At 37.2% G+C, this 23,472-nt stretch carries 21 protein-coding genes and 1 riboswitch; of the genes, 14 read left to right on the top strand and 7 right to left on the bottom strand.

Features of this window, described 5'->3' with window-relative positions; all coding sequences use genetic code 11:
* Positions 1-43: 43 nt before the first annotated feature.
* A complete protein-coding gene (locus AC3QLY_RS06240; protein ID WP_074421171.1) occupies positions 44-793 on the bottom strand; it encodes a DUF4290 domain-containing protein in 750 nt (249 codons plus the stop codon).
* A 138-nt stretch (positions 794-931) separates the two neighbouring features.
* Between AC3QLY_RS06240 and pheS the strand changes: the two genes are divergently transcribed.
* Positions 932-1,960, top strand: a complete 1,029-nt coding sequence (gene pheS / locus AC3QLY_RS06235) for a phenylalanine--tRNA ligase subunit alpha (RefSeq protein WP_074421163.1) — start codon at positions 932-934, stop codon at positions 1,958-1,960.
* A 72-nt stretch (positions 1,961-2,032) separates the two neighbouring features.
* Positions 2,033-2,779: a DNA repair protein RecO gene (recO, locus tag AC3QLY_RS06230; RefSeq protein WP_074421162.1), complete on the top strand. Its 747-nt coding sequence runs from the start codon at positions 2,033-2,035 to the stop codon at positions 2,777-2,779.
* A gap of 12 nt (positions 2,780-2,791) precedes the next feature.
* Here the strand turns inward: recO and AC3QLY_RS06225 are convergent, their stop codons facing one another.
* Positions 2,792-3,964: an amidohydrolase family protein gene (locus tag AC3QLY_RS06225; protein WP_074421161.1), complete on the bottom strand. Its 1,173-nt coding sequence runs from the start codon at positions 3,962-3,964 to the stop codon at positions 2,792-2,794.
* Positions 3,965-4,210: 246 nt separating this feature from the next.
* Between AC3QLY_RS06225 and AC3QLY_RS06220 the strand changes: the two genes are divergently transcribed.
* From AC3QLY_RS06220 to AC3QLY_RS06195, 6 genes are all read left to right on the top strand, one after another.
* On the top strand, positions 4,211-6,439 hold the full coding sequence (locus tag AC3QLY_RS06220) for a transferrin receptor-like dimerization domain-containing protein (protein ID WP_492990974.1): 2,229 nt from the start codon (positions 4,211-4,213) through the stop codon (positions 6,437-6,439).
* Between the two features lie 436 nt (positions 6,440-6,875).
* Positions 6,876-8,393, top strand: coding sequence for a hypothetical protein (locus AC3QLY_RS06215; RefSeq protein ID WP_146250508.1), 1,518 nt, complete (start codon positions 6,876-6,878; stop codon positions 8,391-8,393).
* A 19-nt stretch (positions 8,394-8,412) separates the two neighbouring features.
* Positions 8,413-9,066: a hypothetical protein gene (locus AC3QLY_RS06210; RefSeq protein WP_111296848.1), complete on the top strand. Its 654-nt coding sequence runs from the start codon at positions 8,413-8,415 to the stop codon at positions 9,064-9,066.
* A gap of 569 nt (positions 9,067-9,635) precedes the next feature.
* Positions 9,636-9,962, top strand: a complete 327-nt coding sequence (locus AC3QLY_RS06205) for a hypothetical protein (RefSeq protein ID WP_111296850.1) — start codon at positions 9,636-9,638, stop codon at positions 9,960-9,962.
* 1 nt (position 9,963) lies between these two features.
* On the top strand, positions 9,964-10,620 hold the full coding sequence (locus tag AC3QLY_RS06200; protein ID WP_492990971.1) for a hypothetical protein: 657 nt from the start codon (positions 9,964-9,966) through the stop codon (positions 10,618-10,620).
* 9 nt (positions 10,621-10,629) lie between these two features.
* Positions 10,630-11,109, top strand: a complete 480-nt coding sequence (locus AC3QLY_RS06195; protein WP_492990969.1) for a hypothetical protein — start codon at positions 10,630-10,632, stop codon at positions 11,107-11,109.
* Positions 11,110-11,173: 64 nt separating this feature from the next.
* Here the strand turns inward: AC3QLY_RS06195 and AC3QLY_RS06190 are convergent, their stop codons facing one another.
* The 5 genes from AC3QLY_RS06190 to AC3QLY_RS06170 all read right to left on the bottom strand — a co-directional run bounded on the left by AC3QLY_RS06190 (position 11,174) and on the right by AC3QLY_RS06170 (position 17,523).
* Positions 11,174-11,377 carry a YgaP family membrane protein gene (locus AC3QLY_RS06190; RefSeq protein WP_074421167.1) on the bottom strand — a complete coding sequence of 68 codons (204 nt, stop codon included), beginning with the start codon at positions 11,375-11,377 and terminating at the stop codon, positions 11,174-11,176.
* 21 nt (positions 11,378-11,398) lie between these two features.
* The gene (locus tag AC3QLY_RS06185; protein WP_218331759.1) at positions 11,399-11,707 is read right to left on the bottom strand and encodes a hypothetical protein; all 309 of its coding nucleotides are present in this window, start codon (positions 11,705-11,707) and stop codon (positions 11,399-11,401) included.
* Positions 11,708-11,728: 21 nt separating this feature from the next.
* The gene (locus AC3QLY_RS06180) at positions 11,729-14,974 is read right to left on the bottom strand and encodes an efflux RND transporter permease subunit (protein ID WP_492990966.1); all 3,246 of its coding nucleotides are present in this window, start codon (positions 14,972-14,974) and stop codon (positions 11,729-11,731) included.
* Between the two features lie 89 nt (positions 14,975-15,063).
* A complete protein-coding gene (locus AC3QLY_RS06175; RefSeq protein WP_218331763.1) occupies positions 15,064-16,170 on the bottom strand; it encodes an efflux RND transporter periplasmic adaptor subunit in 1,107 nt (368 codons plus the stop codon).
* A gap of 21 nt (positions 16,171-16,191) precedes the next feature.
* The gene (locus tag AC3QLY_RS06170) at positions 16,192-17,523 is read right to left on the bottom strand and encodes a TolC family protein (RefSeq protein WP_287101034.1); all 1,332 of its coding nucleotides are present in this window, start codon (positions 17,521-17,523) and stop codon (positions 16,192-16,194) included.
* A gap of 203 nt (positions 17,524-17,726) precedes the next feature.
* On the opposite strand from AC3QLY_RS06170, the gene trxA reads away from it, so the two are divergent.
* From trxA to AC3QLY_RS06140, 6 genes are all read left to right on the top strand, one after another.
* Positions 17,727-18,101, top strand: a complete 375-nt coding sequence (gene trxA, locus AC3QLY_RS06165; RefSeq protein ID WP_218332042.1) for a thioredoxin — start codon at positions 17,727-17,729, stop codon at positions 18,099-18,101.
* Between the two features lie 83 nt (positions 18,102-18,184).
* Positions 18,185-18,781: a class I SAM-dependent methyltransferase gene (locus tag AC3QLY_RS06160; protein ID WP_218332044.1), complete on the top strand. Its 597-nt coding sequence runs from the start codon at positions 18,185-18,187 to the stop codon at positions 18,779-18,781.
* A gap of 49 nt (positions 18,782-18,830) precedes the next feature.
* Entirely contained in the window at positions 18,831-18,995 is a 165-nt protein-coding gene (locus AC3QLY_RS06155; protein ID WP_218332046.1) for a hypothetical protein, read from the top strand.
* A 122-nt stretch (positions 18,996-19,117) separates the two neighbouring features.
* Positions 19,118-19,459, top strand: a complete 342-nt coding sequence (locus AC3QLY_RS06150; RefSeq protein ID WP_218332048.1) for a hypothetical protein — start codon at positions 19,118-19,120, stop codon at positions 19,457-19,459.
* Positions 19,460-19,686: 227 nt separating this feature from the next.
* Positions 19,687-19,873, top strand: a riboswitch (cobalamin riboswitch).
* A gap of 115 nt (positions 19,874-19,988) precedes the next feature.
* Positions 19,989-20,960, top strand: coding sequence for a ribonucleoside-diphosphate reductase small subunit (locus AC3QLY_RS06145; RefSeq protein WP_218332050.1), 972 nt, complete (start codon positions 19,989-19,991; stop codon positions 20,958-20,960).
* A 48-nt stretch (positions 20,961-21,008) separates the two neighbouring features.
* Positions 21,009-23,393, top strand: coding sequence for a ribonucleoside-diphosphate reductase subunit alpha (locus AC3QLY_RS06140; RefSeq protein WP_218332052.1), 2,385 nt, complete (start codon positions 21,009-21,011; stop codon positions 23,391-23,393).
* Positions 23,394-23,472: the final 79 nt, after the last annotated feature.

The following is a 23,472-nucleotide window of genomic DNA, read 5'->3' as shown; positions in this document are numbered from 1 at the left end:
TCCCCTTGCATGAAATATTTTTAATAGCCGGCATGATAGGGTATCAATATCTTTTTTTGAAGTTATTGGTTCGGGTATCGCGTTGTCCGGCATTGCGGTTATCGCGTTGGTTATTATTGCGATTACCGGATGTACCGCCATTTCTGTTACCGTTATTATTATTGCGCTGGTTATTATTAATTCGATTACTGAAATTTTGCTGCCTGCGGCCATTGTTACCTGAACGGGCATACTCATCGCGTTCAAAATTCTGGTTGCGGTGTTTAATATAGGGTGTATTGCTAAACTCTAATGCACCACCGGTAATACTATCCAACTCACTTCTAATAGCATCATCATGCACCAACTCTTTATGCCAGTTGCTATAGGCCAGTTTCATGTAATAGGCAATGGCATTGGCAAATCCGGCTTTCTTTTCCGGATTTTCTTCCTTCAATGCTTTATCAATTACCACTTCTAAATTCCTGCCTAAATGTGAATATTTGGGTTTGTGTTTGGGATAAGGCAGCGGATCGGACTTTGCTTTATACGTTTCTTTCTGCGGAATGGGGTATGGACTATCAACATCCAATTTAAAATCGCTGATAAAGAATAAATGATCCCAAAGCATGTGCCTGAAATCTTCTACATTCCGCAAATGCGGGTTTAAAAAACCCATCAATTCTATTACAGCCTTAGCCTGTTCATTTCTTTTTTGGCGGTCTTCTATGGTCATTACATACTCAACCATTTTGTGAATATGCCTGCCATATTCCCGCATACTTAATAAGCTTCTTGCGGTGTTGTATTCCATATTATCTACATTCATCAAAGGCAAATGTAGGTATTTAAGTACTTGATTGCTATTTTTTGAAAATATCGCCCTGTTTCAGTTGTAAAATTCATAAAAATGCCTCTGTAGCAGATGCTTTCATTTCTTTATCTTCGCCAAATGGAACAGTTAGCAACACAGTTAGAAAATTACAAGAAAGAAGTACTGGCTTTTACCCCGCAAAATGTAGATGAGGTAGAAAGTTTTCGAATAAAATATCTGGGTACCAAAGGTTTGGTAAAAAGTTTAATGGCTGAAATGAAACAGGTACCCGCCGAACAAAAGCGGGCTGCGGGCCAACTATTGAACGAGTTTAAACTGCTGGTAGAAGAAAGATTTCAATCTTTTGCCGCACTCAATCATACATCAACAGCTGCAACAGTTGATACCGACTGGAGCTTACCGGGTGATCCCATTCCCGCAGGTACATTGCACCCATTAAGCATTGTGCGACATCAAATTGTTACTATTTTTCAGAGATTAGGCTTTGCGGTAGCAGAAGGGCCTGAAATTGAAGACGATTGGCACAACTTTGGCGCCATGAATTTGCCTGAAGATCATCCGGCACGCGACATGCAAGATACCTTTTACATTAACCAAAACCCCGCATGGCTGTTAAGAACCCATACCAGCAGTGTACAGGCTAGGGTAATGGAACAACAAAAGCCACCTATAAGGGTAATTTGTCCGGGCCGCGTTTACCGAAATGAAACCATTAGCGCCAGAGCACATTGCTTTTTTCATCAGGTAGAAGGTTTGTATGTAGATGAAAATGTAAGCTTTGCCGATTTAAAACAAACCCTCTATTTTTTTGTACAGGAAATGTTTGGAAAAGATACCAAAGTGCGTTTCAGGCCATCTTATTTTCCTTTTACCGAACCCAGTGCAGAAATGGATATCAGTTGCCTGATATGCGCTGGCAAAGGCTGCACCGTTTGTAAACATACCGGCTGGGTAGAAATTTTAGGAAGTGGCATGGTTCACCCCAAAGTATTGGAGAATTTTAATATTGACTCCAACAAATACACCGGCTTTGCATTTGGCATGGGCATAGAACGCATTTGCCAGTTAAAATACCGTGTAAATGATTTACGCCTGTATTCACAAAACGATGTTCGATTTTTACAACAATTTACCGCTGCTTTATAAATTTAAAGCAACCTAAATTGTGGTGGCTACTGTTATATTTGAAGCCTATTTACAACTATTAGCTTCCACATCATGGTATTTACAACCAATGGTATTGTATTAAGAACTACCCGTTATGGCGAAACCAGTATTATTACCCAAATATATACTGAGTTATTTGGCATACAGAGCTATATTGTAAAAGGTGTACACCAGTCAACCCGCCGCAAACAGGCGCAGGCTATTTATTTTCAACCCGGTGCTATATTGGCATTAGAAGTATATCACCACCAGCAAAAACAACTGCAGTTTATTAAAGAATTTAGCTGGAGTTATATTTACCATAATGTTTTAAACGATGTAAAGAGGCATACCGTTACCTCATATATTGTAGAATTGCTGCAACACAGCTTACAACAACCCGAAGCACATGTTGAACTGTTTTATTTAACCCGGCAGGCTTTACAATTAACTGATACCGGAAATGATTTGCTGGTAGCCAATCTTCCCATTTATTTTACCCTGCAGGCTGCAGCGATTCTGGGTTTCCAAATTCAAGGGCAATATAATGCTGCAACACCCTGGCTCGATTTACAGGAAGGCTTTTATGTAACCAGGCAACCCAATCATGATTATTTTATGGAAAACGAAACAGCAAAAGCCACCGCTGCTTTATTGCAAATTATGCCCAAACAAATTGAAACTATTGGCGAAGTTGTGTTAAACCAAAGTACCAGAAGAGCCATTTTACAAGCATTGCAGCTTTACCTATCCTTACATATTCCCGAATTCGGGAAGCTGAAAAGTTTAGATATTTTACAGGAAATACTATCTGCTTAATCCAGTGGAATTTTACATAAGCCTTTTTACCTGTGCATTTTTAATGCTATTGCATTGAACATCTATGCCTTTCAATTGCAAAATACCCGGTTTAGTATGTGGCATAAAAGTGCCCAAATTATTTTCCATACCCAATGCCCTGGCGCCATTGTGCGTTGCCCATTCCAGTAAATTAGATAATGGAACTTTTGGAAAATACTGGTTAATAGTTGTTATTTCGTCCAACACACTGAGTGAATGATTACTGGCCAAACTATCTGTACCAATGGTTATAGCTATACCAGCATCAATCATATCACTAACGGGAGGCACTTGCTGTTCAATGTATAAATTGGCATTAATACAAATGGCAGCAAAAAGCTGCTTGTTATATTGCTGTGCCCATTGTTGTATCCACATTAAATCATCCTTCGTTGAAAATGTATTGTGTACCAAAACAACAGCAGAGGCATTGTTGAAATAAGGCGCTACAGTTTGCAAACTGCTTTTTCCCGAAGGAATAAAAAAGCCGTTATCTATTTGCATTTGCCGATACATACGCAAAAATTCGCCGGTACCATTCCTAAATAAAGCATCTTCAGCAGGTGTTTCCTGATTGTGCATGGTAATAACATTGCCTGAAAATTGGGGTGCTATTTTTTGCCATAATACAGTAGAAATAGAGTAAGGCGCATGTGGCACGATGCTTTTAGGCATTGAAAATTGTTGCCATAAATTTTTAGCTTGTTCAAAGCGTTTTGTAGCAATAGCAGGTAGCCATCCGCTGGTTTCAATAAAGTTGTAGTAATGTAAAGCAGATTGTTGTTTTTGTGCAAGGGTATGGTCAGTATTACAAATATCGCCTACTGCAACAATACCATTCCGTAGCATTTCTGCTTCGGCTGCAACAATTGCCTGTTCAATAGCTTCTGGTTCAACAAATCGTTTGGTAATAATTTCCAAAACAAAATTTACCAGGCCGGTATGCATAGGGATAGTACCTTTTAAATGGCTCAACTCTAAGTGGCAATGGGTGTTTACAAATCCGGGACAAAGTACACCTTCTATTTTTTGTATCGCTTCACCTGCATCTGCCTCCGCAACAATAGCTTCAATGGTTCCGTCTGGCAAAGTAATCAATACCTCACCGTTATGTAACCAATCTTTTCCCGTAAATAAAAAATCGGCCTGTAGTTTCTGATACAATGCTGTATATTTTAAACAGCTAAGTTCTGTATTTTCAATGGTTTTCAGCAGCCTGTTTTACATACCGCATTGATGCAAGTAGCGCAATTGATAAGAATTAAAATATAATTTTATTACATCTACCATCATTTTACCCCTTTAAAAATTGCATTAAAAATGATGGATGCCATTTTATTTGCCCAATCTATTCCTTTAAAAAGCCTATATTGCTATAGGTTTTATTTCCCCACTAACAAAACAAGGAACATGAGAAAAACATTACTACTAATGGGCATTGGCCTATTAAGTTTGCAACAAAGCACATGGTCGCAACCTACTGCCATCACTGGCTTTACCGAAAAAACAAGTGCCAAACAAATGGCATTAGAGCAACAATTTGATGCTTTATTAAGTGCACAAAATGTAGGCAACACCATTCAGGAGCTATCAGCCAAACCACACGAAATTGGATCGCCCGGCAGTAAAGCCGTTGCAGAAACTATTTTAGCCAAATACAAATCATGGGGTTGGGATGCACATATTGAAACCTATCAGGTTTTATTTCCCACACCTATTACCAGGGTTTTAGAAATGACTTCACCCACTAAATACACTGCCATTTTAAAAGAACCTGCCTTAAAAGAAGATGCTACCAGCGGGCAGGATGGGCAATTACCCACTTACAATGCCTGGAGTGCCGATGGTGATGTAACCGGACAATTGGTATTTGTAAATTATGGATTACCCAGCGATTATGAAACCCTTGCCAAATTAGGCGTTGATGTAAAAGGGAAAATTGTAATTGCCAAATATGGCAGAAGCTGGCGAGGCATTAAACCAAAAGTAGCTTATGAACATGGTGCTATTGGTTGTATTATTTATTCCGACCCAAAAGATGATGGTTACAGCCGTGGTGATGTTTACCCCAAAGGCCCATTCAAAAATGAATATGGTGTTCAGCGTGGCAGTGTAATGGATATGGTATTATACCCCGGCGACCCCTTAACACCGGGTGTTGGTGCTACTGAAAATGCACAGAGATTAGACCGTAAAGATGCTACCACCATATTAAAAATTCCGGTACTGCCGATCAGTTACCATGATGCACAACCTTTATTAGCCGCTTTAGACGGGCCGATAGCACCTGCAGACTGGACAGGCGGCTTACCCATTACCTACCATGTTGGCCCCGGCAATGCCATTGTACATTTAAAATTGGCATTTGATTGGAAGATTCGGCCGGCTTATGATGTAATTGCGAAAATAAAAGGCAGTACCTTCCCTGATGAATGGGTAATTAGAGGCAACCACCACGATGCATGGGTAAATGGCGCCAATGACCCTATCAGCGGGCAATCTGCATTATTAGAAGAAGCCAAAGCCATTGGCGAATTAGTGAAAAAAGGCTGGCAACCCAAACGTACTTTAGTATACTGCGCATGGGATGGAGAAGAACCCGGTTTATTGGGCAGCACCGAATGGGCCGAAGATCATGGAAAAGAATTGCAACAAAAAGCAGTAGTATACATTAACTCTGATGGTAACGGCAGGGGCTTTCTGAATGCAGAAGGCTCACATGCACTGAATAATTTTATGTACCAAATTAGTGAAACAGTAAAAGATCCTGAAACTGGTGTGAGTATTTTTAAAAGAAGACTGGCCGAGCAGATTGTACACGCTCCTTCTGATGAAAAGAAACAGGCTTTAATGAAAGAACACACATTAGAATTAGGCGCCATGGGCTCAGGCTCTGATTATTCTTCTTTTATTCAGCACTTAGGCGTGCCTTGTTTAGATTTAGGTTTTGGGGGTGAAGATGCAGGCGGCGAATACCACTCTATTTATGATTCATGGGATATGTACCGCCGTTTTAAAGACCCTACATTTGCTTACGGTGTGGCCTTGGCGCAAACCGCAGGAAGAGCTGCTTTACGCATGGCAGAAGCCGATGTATTGCCTTTTGATTTTAGAAGTTTACACAAAACAGTTGATGGGTACATTAACGAGTTAATGCAAAACGTGCAACAAATGCGCATGAGTACGATGGTAGAAAATAAAATAATTGCCACCCATCAGTTTCAATTAGCTGCCGACCCAACTAAAAAAATGGTATTCCCTTCTGAAAAACCCGCAGTACCCTACTTAGATTTTTCGCCTTTACAAAATGCGGTGGTGGCATTAAAAAACAGCAGCGACAGTTTGGCCATTACCTGGGAAAAAGCATTACAAAACAGCAGTATGCAGGAATCGCTCAACAAAGCATTATACCGGGCCGAGCAGCAATTGTTATCGTTAAACGGATTACCCCGCCGCCCCTGGTACAAACACACTTTATATGCACCGGGCTTTTATACCGGCTATGGCGTTAAAACCATGCCCGGCATACGCGAAGCCATAGAGCAACGCAACTGGCAGGAAGCACAGGAACAAATTAAAGTAGATGCCGCCGCCATTCAACAATTGGCAGCCTATTTAGCCAAAGCAGCTCAGTTATAATTATCTTATTACCAATTACATTACAACATACAAGGGTTGCCTTTCAACGGCAGCCTTTTTATTTTTATGTCGTATACTCTTATAATAAAGTTTATAAAAACACAAGTTGGCTTGGCGAACAGGTTTCAGACGAATGATGCCATCTACTTTTTTAAGGATTGAAAGAAACCATAATAATATAATTATTTTTAAGTATTTATACACTACTCATTTACATCAAATTTTACCTTTTTTGGTAATAATACACCGTAAAAACACGGTATTTTTAAAATTTAATTAAAATAATTGAATAGTTATTAATTTTATTATTTAATATTGTTGCGTTAAAATAAATTATCATGTAAAACCCTATCCTATTTCTTTTTTTACCCGTTTTCCGGTTTAATAATTAACCTATAAAAATAGTTTTTACATAATAATTTAAAATGTAATGAAAATGAATACAAAAATTATATTAGCAACACTACCGGTTCTTCTATTCATGGCCTCATGTTCTAAAGATTTCCGGGGGATAAACAATTATAACAATTTACTAATTCCAACCATCAGAATAGACAAACACTTTCCCAATGGAATTTTACAATTTGCCAACAAAGAAAGTTTTAAAGCTTTTTATGAAAAAGTAGAACAATCTCCGGAGTATGCTCACCTGGTATTACCCCACTTTAAAAGTTTTAAAACAGTTGTAAACAATTTTGAAGCTAAATCATCAGAGAATAAACATACTGCATTATTAACACAAAATTCAACTCCCAATTCAATAGTGAGTCAGGAAGAGTATTTGATAGACATGAAAATGGAAGCGCTACCCAATGAAACATTACAACAAATTGTTAATGAAGACTTAGATGTAATTATTGAAAACCAGTTATACCAATTTACGCGTATTGGACAGTTTCAGGTTAATATGGATGTTATTGATGCCTATCTGGAATTATTCCAGGATAATGTAGATAATCTATTCTATAATCCAAATTTTTTAGCTATTCCCAATGAAACACCACTAGGCAATAATCAATACGAAGTGATAACAGGTGTTATCAGAGATGAAGCTGCATTAGGCGATGATATATTAAATTTAAATAAAATTATTTATTTACAAGAAATAAACGGTGGCATGCCCGACTTTGGCGGCGGAGGTGCACCGGGTATTAATGGTGTTCCGGATTATTATGTTAATTTCATAAAACCAGATTTTAACAATGATAATTTAGCCATAATATTTAATGACTGGGATAAGAGAAGATTGAATTTTAAAACAAGAAAAATTGAATTTTTAGGCATTTACAATAAAATTGAAATGAAAGCTAAGATACAAAGAGAGAAAAAATTTTTATGGATTACATACTGGGGCGCATCTTACGCTGATGAATTATTTACTGGATTTGATAATATGAGTTTAGAAACCAATTATATAATGCCACATCCAAACTCTTATGCCGTTCCTAGTAAACCAGAAGTAGCAGGTTTTGCAGACTTTAAATTAGGGAATCACTTATTACAGGCATTACATGTAAACATAAGTGTAAGTGCATTACAATATTCACTTACAAATAGTGAAGTTGCAACTTATTTAGATAATGGATTTAATCATCTTGTTGGGAATGTATATACTAATTTATTTAATCAATTTGAGAATAAAATATTAAATCAAATCGATAGATCCTATAGTACAAGATGGGCAGAATATACAAAAGTGATGAATAATCTTGACAATCAGTATAGGTTAAAGTGGCAATTAGGTAAAGGAGAAAAAGCACAAGGATATAGCCACGAAAATACATGGATTTTAGATCAAAATATTGGAGTTACTTATAAAGTTAATGGAGGTGTACCAGGTGGTTACCCTGCTCAGTATAATTACAAATATGAATTGAAAGCTGGAAGTTTTTATGCCAGAGCAAGAGTAGGAAGTAATTGGCATGGCATAAGAGCAATTATACAGAAAAAATAAATGTAATAAAATATATAATATGAAAAAAATTATCTTGTTAACTATATTTTTTATACCTATTTATGTGTTTTGTCAAAAAGGGGGAAACAATGATTTTAATGAAAAGAAACTGAATAGTTCGGATAGTAATGCCTATTTTATACAGAAAAATATTTATAGGTTAACCATAGCAACACCCCTAAAGAATTTGAGCTACTATGTACCTGATATAATGTTACTGGGTAATTATGAACATGCGCTGGATAAAAATGTATCGGTAGCAGTGAATGCGGGGGTAAGAATGTATAATCAATCATTTGGTGTTTATGTGGCAGACCCGGTTACTAGTTATCATTTTACAGGAACTGCGGAAATAAGATATTATTATGCTTTGCAAAACAGAACAAAAAAATTAAGGCATACCAAAAATTATACAGGTGGTTATCTTTCACTCAGTCAATATCTGTTAACCAACCCATTTGCCATTCAAAGCAAATCAAAACAAGTTTCGGAAAAAGATGCAGCACCGAAACAGGCAGGTATTTACCTAAACATAGGCTATCAAAAACAATTTAAACAATTTTATTTTAATGGCTATGGTGGTATTTTGATATTAAATGAAACCAGTACAACAGTATCCGGATTTAATGGGGCGCTGCAAGCGGTTGTTTCAATTGGTTATGTTTTTAAATAAACCATTGTCCACTCGAAACGCAACAATCATTTTAAGCAACTTGTACACAACGAAAAAATAGGAATGGGGGAAATTACACATTGCCCATTCCTTACTTTGTAACCACTGCTACAACTCATAACAATACAAATGATAAGTTATTTAATTTAAAGTTGTTAAACTGCAATTAAATAAAATAATATATTATTTATAATCTACTCATTTACATCAAATTTTACCTTTTTTGGTAATAAAACACCATAAAAACACGATATTTTTAAAATTTAATTAAAATAATTGAATAGTTATTAATTTTATTATTTAATATTGTTGCGTTAAACTTTATTACCATGTATAATTATATCCTATTTCATTTTTTAGCTATATTCAAAATGTATCAATACAATAAAAAAATATTCTTATACATCATCAATTTAAAATTTGTAAGCAACCCTGTTGGACACACCCCAATAATTAAGTGATTGCAGAATAAAACACAATGGTCATGAAAATAAAAACCATCAATTATTAAGGGAGCATAGCCCACTATGCATATAAAAGACTATTTCAAAACAATTAAAAATCTCATTATGAAATTTTTCTTTTTTATTTCCGCAGTTTTGCTGACATTTTTATCGTGTCGTAAAAATTCTCCTGAATTTTTTAAAGGTAGTGTAGATCGAAATATAAACAGCTGTTCAGGTAGTACCGGGTATGTATTTATTATTAAATATATAACTAAAAACAACACAGAAGATAGTTTATCTACTCTTACACTTCCCACTCAATTTAAATTATCAGGTACAAAAATAAATTTTCAAATGAGAAATTTGAGTAACACAGATGAAGTGATGTTTTGCAACACTATGATAACACCACCAAAACAAAAAGTTATTTACAATGTAAAACCACAGTAACATGAAACAAAAGATAACATTAATTATGGGTATTTTTCTTATAAATAGTGTGGTGTTACACGCTCAAAAAAGTAAATTTTCATTAGAAGCGAATTATGGATTAAATGGAAATTTTTTTGTGAGAAGCTATGATGAGCTGGGTGGGCCTAACCCTAAAACCTATTTTTATAAAAAGAATTTTGTGGGTTCAATTGCAGGCTTAGAATTAAAATTTCAAATGGATAGTAGTTCTACCCTCAGCATAGCTTATGCACAATCGGTAAATGGTAAAAAAATTAATTTCGATGGGCCGTTTAATTCCATTTATTTACAAATAGAAAATTTCACCATTCGTCATATCAACCATTTTTACCAGTTTGCTTATGAGGGAACTTTTAATAAACTTAAAAACAATTGGAAATTCCAGGCAGGGTTGTTTTATCTCCGTTCTAACCAGCAGGAAATTTCACTAGAAAATTATAATAACCTGATTAATCTGGCAGAGCGTAATTATAAAAACAATGGGTTAGAAGAAGGTGGCATATTTGTGGGTTTAGGTTATTTTAAACCAATTGATCGGCATTTTTCTTTGGGTATTCGTAGTAGGGTTTATTTCCTCATTTCAACCGGAACATTTGAAGCGGTTACGTTAACACCTGCCTTATCTTATCATTTCTAAATAAACAAAATGAATATATATATTTTTATCATCTCCTTGTTATTGTTGGCTCAGCATTGCTTTGCCCAAACATCTTTTAAAAAAAACGATATCTATATAGAAGCAGGCGGTAATGGCCTGTTTATTTCTGCTAATTATGAACGGCAATTATCCAAAAAACCGGGGTTAGGAGTGCGTTTAGGCGTAGGCATGTATTCAGAAAATACATTTTACTTAACGCTGCCAATTGGCATTAACTATTTATTTGCCACCAAAAACCCTAAAGGATTTTTAGATGTAGGAATAGGCACCACCTTTGCCCGAGAAAATGCAAAATTATTTTGGCAAAAGAAAACCATTTATGATGATCATTTTGTAAACTTTATTCCAAGTATCGGTTACAGAAGACATACCACTAAAAACATGATGTGGAGAATAAGTTGCACACCGGTTATTAATCAGTATGGATTTGTACCCTGGATAGGTTTTTCAGTTGGCAAACGGTTTTAGTAATACAAAAAGGCTAACAGCAACCACACTGTTAGCCTAACCTTACGCCACTGTTCTCTCTAACTCAACAACATTTTCCATTATTAGATGGCACACCAAAACCATCTAATATTTTTTCTAACGGACAAAACCGGGTAAAGGATGATTGCAGCAAATTAACACCTACAAACACACTTAACCATATCCAGTTTATGGAAACAAAATAAATTAATACTACACTTACTAATACCAAACTGCCGGCAACGGCACGTACAATACGTTCTCTCATTTGTTTATTTTTTAAAATTGATTAATAACTACTTGTTTCAACAGGTACAATAAAAGCCCGGATAGGAAATGCACTGGGCGTTTCATTATTAAACTTCTTTACTTCTTGCAGCGCATGTTGGGCTTTATCATCATCAGTAAAGCTGAAGAAAAATAAAGCACTGGTTTGTGCATCACCACTGGCAAACCAATTATTCAACACATAATTATTGTGTTCTGACTTATGGCCAATGGTATCGGTAACACTAAATACCGGCACTTTGGCTTTTTCGAGGATATGTGTTACAGCCAGCAAATCCTCTTTAATACTTGTGATGACTAACATTTTCATATACCATTGTTTTTAAGGTGATTATTGTGTGATGGTATTTTCGCCATCAGGTTGTTGATTGAGATTAGTAGGTTCAGGATATTTTTTACGCATCATTTTATAATACAATAATGGCACTACCAATAAAGTTAAGAAGGTAGAAGTAATGGTACCACCCATTAAAGATATAGCCAAACCCTGGAAAATAGGATCGAACAAAATAACAATAGCACCCAATGCCACCGCTCCTGCTGTTAATAAAATAGGCGTGGTTCTAACGGCACCGGCTTCAATAATAGCTTGCTTTAATGGAATACCTTCGCGTAAGCGAATATTGATAAAATCAATTAACAACACCGAATTACGCACCATTACCCCTGCTAAGGCAATAAATCCAATCATAGAAGTGGCGGTAAAGAATGCACCCATCATCCAGTGCCCAATAATAATTCCAATTAAAGATAAAGGTATGGCCGCCAACATAATAATAGGAACGGTAAAGTTTTGGAACCAGCCTACTATTAACATATAAATAATTAAAATAACTACTACAAAAGCAATACCTAAATCGCGGAAAACTTCATAAGTAATTTGCCATTCACCATCCCACTTTAATGAGAAATGATCTTCTAACTTAGGCGCATGGGTATACTCTTCTTTTAATGTATAGCCTGCTGGTAATTGTATGGTATTGAGTTTGTCAGAAATATCACTCATGGCATAAGATGGGCTTTCTAATTTGCCAGCCATATCTGCCGTTACATATACCACCCGTTTTTGGTTTTTGCGATAAATGCTTTTTTCTTTAATGCCACGTGTAATGGTTACCAAATCGCCAACCGGAATGGCATTGCCTTGCTGATTGATCACTTTTAAATTTTTAAGCGCATTGATATCTGATTTATCGGCATCACTTAACTGAAGCGAAATATTCACCGGATCATAACTGGAAGGTACATGTAACGTACCCACATTGCTGTTCGATAAAGCTGCATGCATGGTAGCTACCACCTGCGCCGGTGCAATACCATAACGCATGGCTTTTTCTTTATCCACATCAAACTTATATTCAGTTTGGTCGTGCTCTACCCGCCAGTCTACATCCACCACATCTGGCGTTTTGGCAAATAACTGTTTAATTTGTCGGGCAATGGCAATTTGTTGCCTGTAATCGGGGCCATACACTTCAGCTACTAAAGTTGATAATACCGGAGGGCCCGGTGGCACTTCCACAATTTTAACATTGGCATTGTACTTCTTGGCAATTTCCTGAATGCCGGGACGCATGCTTTTAGCTATGGCATGGCTTTGCTCTTTGCGATCTTCTTTTTTTACTAAGTTTATTTGTATATCGGCCATATTATCGCCTCTTCTAAAATCGTAGTGGCGTACCAACCCGTTAAAACTAATAGGCCCGGCTGTTCCAATATATTCCTGATAGTTTTCTACCATGGGCTGATGCGAAACATATTCAGCAATTTCTTTGGTAACAGCAGCAGTTTTTTCCAAAGTACTTCCTTCTGGCATATCTATTACTACCTGAAACTCATTCTTATTATCAAAAGGTAGCATTTTAACGGCAACTGCCTTTGTGTAGAACATCAACATGGATGCAAGTAGAATTACAACAATGCTAATCATGAATGCCCAACGCTTCCATCTGGTTTGCAGCATGGGGTTGATAAATGATTTATAAATTTTGTAAATACCTGTTTTTTCCAGCACTACCGGAGGTTTCTCTTTGCCATGATGTTCTTTTTCTCTCAAGAATAAATAACCCAGGTAAGGTGTTAATGTAAGCGCTACAATTAAAGACAACATCATAGCAATAGAGGCGCCTATGGGCATGGGGCTCATGTATGGTCCCATCAATCCAGATACAAATGCCATAGGCAATACCGCTGCAATAACCGTAAATGTAGCCAGAATAGTAGGATTACCTACTTCATTAATGGCATAGATTGCAGCCTGCAATGGCGGAAGCCGTTTCATCTTAAAATGCCGGTGCATGTTTTCGGCAATAATAATGGAATCATCTACAACAATACCCGTAATAAATACCAGTGCAAATAAGGTAATACGATTCAATGTGTAATGCAGAAAATAATAGGCAAATAAAGTTAATGCAAAAGTTACCGGTACGGATAAGAATACCACTAATCCACCGCGCCAGCCCATCGCCAGCATTACAAATAAGGTAACTACCACAATGGCTATGAATAAGTGAAACAATAACTCAGATACTTTTTCAGAGGCTGTTTCACCATAATTACGCGTTGTAGTTACATGCACATCGGCCGGAATTAACTGGCTTTTAATATGGTTGATTTTAGAAAGAATTTCCTCAGAAATCTGCATGGCATCAGCTCCTTTCTTTTTAGCAATGGATAAAGTTACAGCAGGATAGGCAGATGCATAACGGGCATCTTTTGACGTATCTGCTTTTCCATAACCAAAATATACATATTGGCTGGGTGTTTCAGGGCCATCTACCACTTTTGCCACCTGGCGCAGAAATACCGGTTGTTGTTGATTGGTGCCGATAATTAAATTAGCCACATCATCTGCATTGGTTAAAAAGTTTCCTGTTTCAACCGCAAAAGCTGTATCACTTTTTAACATAGTACCTGATGCTAATTGTGCATTATTGCCCTGCATTTGTTTGGCGATACTCAAAAAATCAACATGGTACTCGGCCATTTTATCTTTGTTCAAAATTACTTTTACCACACGGCTTCGTCCGCCAATAATATTTACAGCCGATACATCAGGTACTTTTTTAATTTCGTTGGTAAGCACTTCGCCCATTTGGCGCAAAGCATAATCATCGTAATGATTACTCCATAAGGTAAGACCTAATACAGGAACATCATCAATAGCACGTGTTTTCACCAATGGCAGTGTAACGCCCTGTGGCAGCTTATCCATATTCTTCATCAGTTCATTGTACAATTTTACCAATGAACGTTCTACATCTTCCCCTACATAAAACTGTACAATTAACATGGCTCTTCCCTGCATGGTAGTTGAGTATACATATTCAACACCTTTTACATTAGAAATAATTTTTTCTAATGGTGCAGTAACTTTCGATTCTACTTCTTGTGGTTCTGCCCCGGGAAACCCTACCAACACATCGGCCATTGGCACTTCAATTTGTGGTTCTTCTTCCCGCGGAATTAAATAGGTACTGTATGCACCTATCAGTAAAAAAGCAATCATTAACAGAATGGTGAGTTTACTCTGTATGAATGCTTTGGCAATATTTCCCGCAAATCCTTTTTCCATAATAAATTTTCTAATAGTTTATAATGTCAGCAATTATTTTATTAACCGCTTAATTGGTGCAACTTTCAATGTTATTCAACAACCTGGTATTATTTTATTTCTTTCACAGGAACTCCATCCGCTAATTTTCCGTTTGCGCTCAATATAAATGGCTCATCTTTACTTAATCCGGATAACACTTCTACATCATTACCCATTTGTTTACCTAAGCGAACCCAACGTAATAAAGCAGTATGATTGGCTGAAACTGTATACAAACCGGTTAGTTCATCTTTATAAAAAATAGCAGATACGGGAACCATTACAGCATCGTTGCTTGTATTCAATACATTTGTAGTTTGTTTAACAGGCAATTGTGCGGTTACATACATGCCTGCATATAAACCAGTTTTTTCATTTTCGGGAATGGCTACTTTAACAATATACTGACCGCCGGTGTACTGTGCACTCTGGCTTATTTGTGTAATGCTTCCTTTTATGGTTTTATTAATGGCCTGAATGTATAATGGCACTACGTTACCCATGTGCATATTGTTAATTTGCGATTCCGGCACTGCAATACTTACCTGAAAACTGCCTGATTTTTCAATGGTTAACAATGGCATTCCGGGATTGGCCATACTACCTGCATCGGCCATTTTTTGTGTTACAACACCACTAAATGGAGCTATTAGACTGGTATAAGCTAACATGGCATTTACCTCATTACGCATTTGCCTGGCAGCATCTACTCTTGATTTGGCAGCATTGTATTGTAAAGTAACATTATCCAACTCTTTGGCAGAAGCACTTTGTTGTTGGTACAATGCAGTAAAGCGATCGTAATCTTTTTGTGCATTTTTTAATGCAGCTTCTGCTTCTGCAATCATGGCATCGGCCTGTGCTCTTTTGGCCAACATATCCTGATTGCTGATGGTAGCCAATAACTGACCTTGTGTTACGTGATCACCTACTTTTACTTTCATTGATGTAATATAACCCATTACACGTGTGCTGATATTGGCACTTTGCACCGCTTCTATTTGTCCGCCTAAACTCAATGCATTTTGGGTTGCAGCATTGGGTAAGGCCATTTTTACTTCAACCGGAAGAATCGCAGTTGTATTTTCCTGCTTTTTTTCATTAGATGAGCAGGCAGAAAAAAACAGGCCTGTCATTGCCAACATAACGGTAGTGGTCTTTACATTTTTATTCATAGCTATTTTTTGAAATTTTTATTAATGAGTGGTTGTAGTTAAAAATTGTATATAAGCTTTGGTTGACTGGTAATTATACTGTGCCTGTGCCAGTCCTAATTTTTGTTGTGCCAGTTGTGTTTCGGCCATCAGCACATCAGTAGTTTTTACTAAGCCCTGCTCGTATCTGTTTTGCAGAATGCGCAAAGCCTCTGCAGCCTGTTGAATGGCAGCGTGCTGCTGCTCAATTTGAAACCGGGCATCCTGTAAATCGCGATTAGTTTTATTGAGTTCTAATTGACTTTGGTCTTTTTGTTGTGCCAATTGTTGTTCCAGCTTATTGCGCTCCAATGTTTTGGTAACAATGGTATTTTTGGTTCTGTTACCATTAAAAATATTCCAGGAAAGTTGTATGCCGGCCAAATAAGCATTGGCACCAAAGCCAAACATGCGGCTATCGTTCAGTTGATAATTTCCAAAAGCATTCAGCTTAGGTAAATAACTCATTTTGCTGCTTTTAATCATCAGATTACTGGCTTCTATTGCGGTTTTCATAGCCATAAAATCGGCACGTGCATCCGGAACTTTTATAGCTGTATCTGCAACGATAATATCATCAATATTTTTATCGGCAATCACATATACCAAGCCTGCAGGTACGCCCATCAAAAAACTTAAATAGTCACTTGCATTTCTAATATTACTTTTTGCATTGGCCAAATTGGTGGTTACCATACTTTCATGCACCTGTGCATTCAGTACATCAGATTTCTGAACCAGACCCTGATTAAAATAATTATTGGTGAGCTGGTACATGGCATGTGCAGTTTGTGCCGCTTCCTGCAACACTTTCACTGCATCATAAGCCAACTGAAGTTGCAGATAAGCTTTCTGTACTTCATAGGTAACATATTCTTTTGTACGCTTTGTTTTAAACTGATACAATTCAGATTGTTTAGCTGCACCTTTCCGCATATACAACATATCCAAATTTAATAGCGGTTGCTGTACAGATAATTGGGTGGAAAAATCTGGTGTACCAGAAGGATGATTCAATAAATCAGGATTGAAATCAGCCTGTGTAATGGATTTTTGCTGCAGTTTAAATCCAAATGCATTCAAGGGATTATTGGTACTCATAGCTGTATAAGAAACTCCAACCTGTGGTAAAAATATGGCATCGGTTTGTTTATAATTGCTTTGAGCAATTTGTTCGTCAACCCCTGCCAGTTGTACTGATTTGTTATTGGAAGATGCCCTTGTAATAGCATCGGCCAAGGTTAAAACCTGCGTACTATCCTGCGCTGATACCAGATGATTGAACAACATTAAACATACGCCAATGAAGGCACTGACTGCATACTTTCTTTTCATTCTTAGCATCGTGTTAAAAATTTGATGCAAAACTATCATCAGCAAAAAGCCTGTACTGTGACATATATCACCCAAAAAAAATTCCTTTTTTTAAACAAACAGCAAATAATGGTTCCTCTTTTTGCCCGGTTATACAACCCATTATGTGATAAACATCACCAAACAACAAAAACTGATGTTGTAACTTCGCTAAAAATTTTACAATGGCAACGAAACATTTAACCACCCAGGAATTCAAAGACTTTGTTTTTGATTATACCAAAGAACAGGAATGGAAATACAAAGGCAACTTGCCTGCTATTATTGATTTTTATGCAGACTGGTGCGGGCCTTGCAAAATGGTAGCTCCTGTTTTAGAGGAATTATCGAATGAATATGAAGGAAAACTGATTGTTTATAAAGTAGATACCGAAAAAGAACAGGAACTGGCTGGCGTATTTGGCATTCAAAGCATACCTACTTTTTTATTCATACCGGCAGAAGGTCAACCCATGATGCAGCCCGGTGCTTTACCCAAAAAAGTATTTAAACAGGTAATTGAAGAAGAATTACTGCCTATTGCAAGTGAAGAAAAATAAAGAAAAGTGAGAACCCGGGTTATATTGTAATAATTGTGCCCGCTATTTTTATTGTTAATGGGTGATATTGAAAAAAGAATAAAATGATGACAAATTTTTGGGACCAACGGTATGCAGAAAATGACTCAGTGTATGGATTAGAACCAAACCAGTTTTTCAAAACATTTATTGATAACAACAAACCGGGCACAATATTATTACCCGCCGAAGGCGAAGGGCGCAATGCCATTTATGCTGCACAGCAAGGGTGTACCGTTGATACATTTGATTACAGTGCAGTAGCAAAAGAAAAAGCACTGCAACGTGCAGCATCATTGGGTGTCACTATTCATTATGAAGTAAAAGATATCAATGATTATGTTCCGGAAAAACAATATGATGCGGTAGCACTCATTTATGTGCATTTACCCGAACCCCTCCGAAAAAAGTTTCACGCCAATGTAGTAGCCTCCATAAAACCCGGTGGTTACTTAGTGGTAGAATCTTTCAGCAAAGAACAAATACATCATAAAAGTGGAGGACCAACCGATCCTAATTTATTATACGATGCACCCACACTCTGTGCCGATTTTCAATTATTACATATTATCAGTTGTGGCCAAAAAGAAGTAATCCTTTCAGAAGGAAAATTTCATTCAGGCAGTGCCGATGTGTTGCGATTAGTAGCCCAGAAGTTGTAATTTATTACTGCGTGGATGAATAGGCTATGCAATGCACCAATTTTGATGCATGGAACATCAACTTTTTTATGAAAAGAATATTGCTGCTTGTAATTGTATTGATTGCATTTTCAACTGCCTGCAAAACAAACACAAAACCCCCATTACCAGCGATGACGATACAACAAAAGTTGATGTTGACCTGAATGGCCGGCCTTTCAGATGCCGCCGGTAAAAGGCAATGGGGCAAAAAGTAAATGAATTAAAAAACTACCTCCACTAACTACCAGTCAGCACAATGCTTTATTACCCGAACAATTGCTCAACTTAAAAAGAAGCAGTTTTGAGGCAACCCACATGATGGGCTTTTCAACCGCAGATGCTACTTATAAAAACGAAGATGGCAGCCAAAAAATTAAATTAACGCTATTTGATTGTGCAGGCGATGCCGGAGCAGGTATTTATTCGCTGAATCATCTTACAAAAATGAATATTCAATCCGAATCAGAAGACGGCTACACCAAATCAATTGATTTTATGGGGCAAAAAGACATGGAAACATATCAAAAAAACAACAATAAATACGAATTAATTTTTTTAGCAAACGATAGATTACTCATTAACATAGAAACCAACACACTTTCTGAGGATGAACTAAAACCGGCGGCAGCTTCACTTCAAATTAAAATCCCATCCTAATTCCATTATTTTTCGATATATTTTATCTGAAAACCCAATATCTCCAAAGTATTGAATCCAAAAATTTTTCACAGGCCTTCCACAAATTGTATTCGTTAAAAAAAATCATTCCTTTGTATGAGGTGGATTGAACAAAAAAGATTAGTGCAGTTTTTTTTGTTTGAAGAGAAATATGTTTTCAACATGGGGTTAATAACAATTTTGCCATTTAAACCCAAGCTTAACTATTTTGCTGCTCGGTTTAGGGTTTCCTTCACATGGAATGAATAGGGAATCAGGTGTAAGTCCTGAACTATCCCCGTAGCTGTTACCCATTTTCAAATGTTTTGGCAAAACACACCACTGTTTCAAAAGAAATGGGAAGGTAGCCAAATCATGGGAAGTCAGAAGACCTGCCTTAAACCAACACATAGCAATGCTTTCGGGCGAAAAGCAGGTTAGTTCAGTATAGGCCGGCAACCACTTATTCCGGTTTATATAACAACCACTTCAGCACCGAATATTCATAAAACAAAAAAATTGTAATACTATGAGCAGTGATGAAATTTTATTGAAAGAAAACAAAGATCGCTTTGTAATTCTGCCCATTAACTATCCGGCTATTTGGGAAAAATACAAACAACATGAAGCCAGTTTCTGGACCGCAGAAGAGATTGATTTGAGCTCAGATTTAAAAGATTGGGAAAACCTGAATAACGGCGAACGCCATTTTATTTCACATATCCTCGCCTTTTTTGCAGCCAGCGATGGAATTGTCAATGAAAATTTAGCGGTTAATTTTATGAGCGAAGTTCAACTGCCGGAAGCACGCTGTTTTTATGGCTTTCAGATTATGATGGAAAACATTCACTCAGAAACCTATGCGTTGTTAATAGATACTTACATTAAAAATCCCGAAGAAAAAAACAGATTATTTCATGCCATAGATACTGTGCCTGCCGTAAAGAAAAAAGCAGAATGGGCTTTGCGCTGGATAACCAATGGCAATTTTGCAGAAAGACTGGTTGCGTTTGCAGCCGTAGAAGGCATTTTTTTCAGTGGCAGCTTCTGCTCTATTTTCTGGCTCAAGAAACGAGGTTTGATGCCCGGATTAACTTTCAGTAACGAATTGATTTCACGTGATGAAGGTTTGCACTGCGAATTTGCATGCCTGTTGTATAAAATGCTGCAAAACAAATTATCGGAAGCACAGGTAAAAAGCATTATTACTGATGCAGTGACCATTGAAAAAGAATTTATTACGGAAGCACTACCGGTAGATTTAATTGGTATGAATGCCAAATTAATGCAACAATACATTGAATTTGTGGCCGACCGCTGGTTGGTTGAACTGGGCTACCCAAAGGTGTACAATGCCACCAATCCATTCGACTTTATGGAAATGATTTCGCTACAAGGCAAAACCAATTTCTTTGAAAAAAGAGTGGGCGACTATCAAAAAGCCGGTGTAATGAGTACCAACAATGTATCACAATCTTTTTCATTGGATGAGGATTTTTAAAGTAATTCAATATCCCAATAAAATAATTTCAATTAAAATAGTTTGACCATGCACGTAATAAAAAGAGACGGAAGAAAAGAAACCGTAAAATTTGATAAAGTAACCGCACGAATACAAAAATTATCCTACAGCCTTAGCCCAATGGTGAATGTGATTGATGTAGCCAAAAAAACCATTGAGGGTATTTACGATGGCGTACACACTGCAGAATTAGATAATTTAGCTGCCGAAACCGCCGCATCGCTCACCATTACGCACCCCGACTATGCTATTCTGGCTTCACGTATTGCCGTAAGCAATCTACACAAAAACACCATCAAAAGTTTTTCTGCAACCATGCGGCTTTTATACAATTACACTGATACACATTCCGGAAAAAAAATGCCATTAATAGCAGATGATGTAATGGAAGTAATTGAAACCAACGCAGAATTATTAGACAGTACCATTATTTATGACCGCGATTTTGCCTTTGATTATTTTGGATTTAAAACATTAGAAAAATCATACCTGCTTAAAATCAATGGCAAAATTGTAGAACGGCCGCAACACATGTATATGCGGGTAGCCATTGGTATTCATAAAAAAGATGTAGAAAGCGCCATTAAAACCTATCATTTAATGAGTGAGCGCTGGTTTACCCATGCTACACCTACCCTGTTTAATGCAGGCACACCCAAACCACAAATGAGCTCCTGCTTTTTGTTAACCATGAAAGAAGATAGTATTGATGGCATTTATGATACATTAAAACAAACCGCAAAAATATCGCAAAGTGCGGGTGGTATTGGATTAGCCATTCATAATATACGTGCTACGGGCAGTTATATTGGCGGCACCAATGGCACCAGCAATGGCATTGTGCCTATGCTGCGGGTATTTAATGATACAGCACGATATGTAGACCAAGGAGGCGGTAAAAGAAAAGGCGCCTTTGCAGTGTATTTAGAACCCTGGCATGCCGATGTATTTGAATTTTTAGACCTGAAAAAAAATCACGGCAAAGAAGAATTGCGGGCAAGAGATTTATTTTATGCACTATGGATTCCCGATTTGTTTATGAAACGAGTAGAAGCCAACGAAGAATGGAGTTTATTTTGCCCTAATGAAGCACCCGGCTTAAGCGACTGCTGGGGCGAAGCTTTTGAAAAATTGTACACACAGTATGAAGCAGAAGGCAGGGCCCGCAAAACCATTAAAGCACAAGAGCTTTGGTTTAAAATAATGGAATCGCAAATAGAAACCGGCACACCTTATATGTTGTATAAAGATGCTGCCAACCGCAAAAGCAATCAACAAAACTTAGGCACCATTAAAAGCAGTAACCTATGTACTGAAATTATGGAGTACACGTCGCCTGAAGAAGTGGCGGTATGTAATCTGGCTTCGCTGGCATTGCCACGCTTTGTAGAAAACGGCAGTTTTAATCACGAAAAATTATATGAGGTTACTTATACCGCTACCATTAATTTAAACCGCATCATTGATCATAATTATTATCCGGTAGAAGAAGCCAGAAATTCAAACCTAAAACACCGCCCCATTGGTTTAGGTGTACAGGGGTTGGCAGATGTGTTTATTTTATTACGCCTGCCTTTTGAAAGTGACTTAGCTAAAATGTTAAATAAAGAAATTTTTGAAACTATTTATTTTGCTGCCATGACAGCCAGTAAAGACCTGGCCATTCAGGAAGGTGCTTATGAAACATTTGCCGGCTCACCCTTATCAAAAGGTATTTTCCAGTTCGATATGTGGGATGCAACCCCTTCTAACCGTTGGAACTGGGAAGCACTGAGGCAGGAAGTAAAACAATATGGCGTTCGCAATTCATTACTGGTTGCACCCATGCCCACAGCCTCTACCTCGCAAATACTCGGCAATAATGAATGTTTTGAACCCTACACTTCTAATATTTATACCAGAAGGGTATTAAGCGGTGAATACATCATAGTAAACAAACATTTACTGAAAGATTTAATTCAATTGGGTTTGTGGAATAACACCATGAAAACGAAGATTATTGCGGCCAATGGTTCTATTCAAAACATAGCAGAAATACCCGCAGATATTAAAGAATTGTACAAAACAGTTTGGGAAATTAAACAAAGAAATATTATTGATATGGCTGCCGACAGAGGTGCATTTATCTGCCAATCGCAATCATTGAATTTGTTTGTAGATGCTCCCAACTCATCCAAACTTACTTCTATGCATTTTTATGCATGGAAAAAAGGCCTTAAAACAGGCATGTATTATCTGCGGTCACAGGCAGCCACACAGGCTGTTCAGTTTACTGTAGAGAAACAGGCAGAAATTACTGCACAACCGGTAATACCAGTGGCAGAAGCTGCAGCCGAAACCGATGTAACAGCCACCATAACAGAAGGCGCTGTTTGCACCATGCAGGAAGGATGTATTAGTTGCGGCTCATAAAATCAGCAAATGGATACTTTTTAAAAAACCGTTATAAATTATATAACTGTTTTTTTATATCAATTAAAATATTGAAGTT

It is taken from the genome of Hydrotalea sp. GW822-HT8A01 (genome assembly GCF_058798575.1).
Note: the sequence above shows the minus strand (reverse complement) of the source record. Positions and strands in the feature narration are given on the sequence as shown.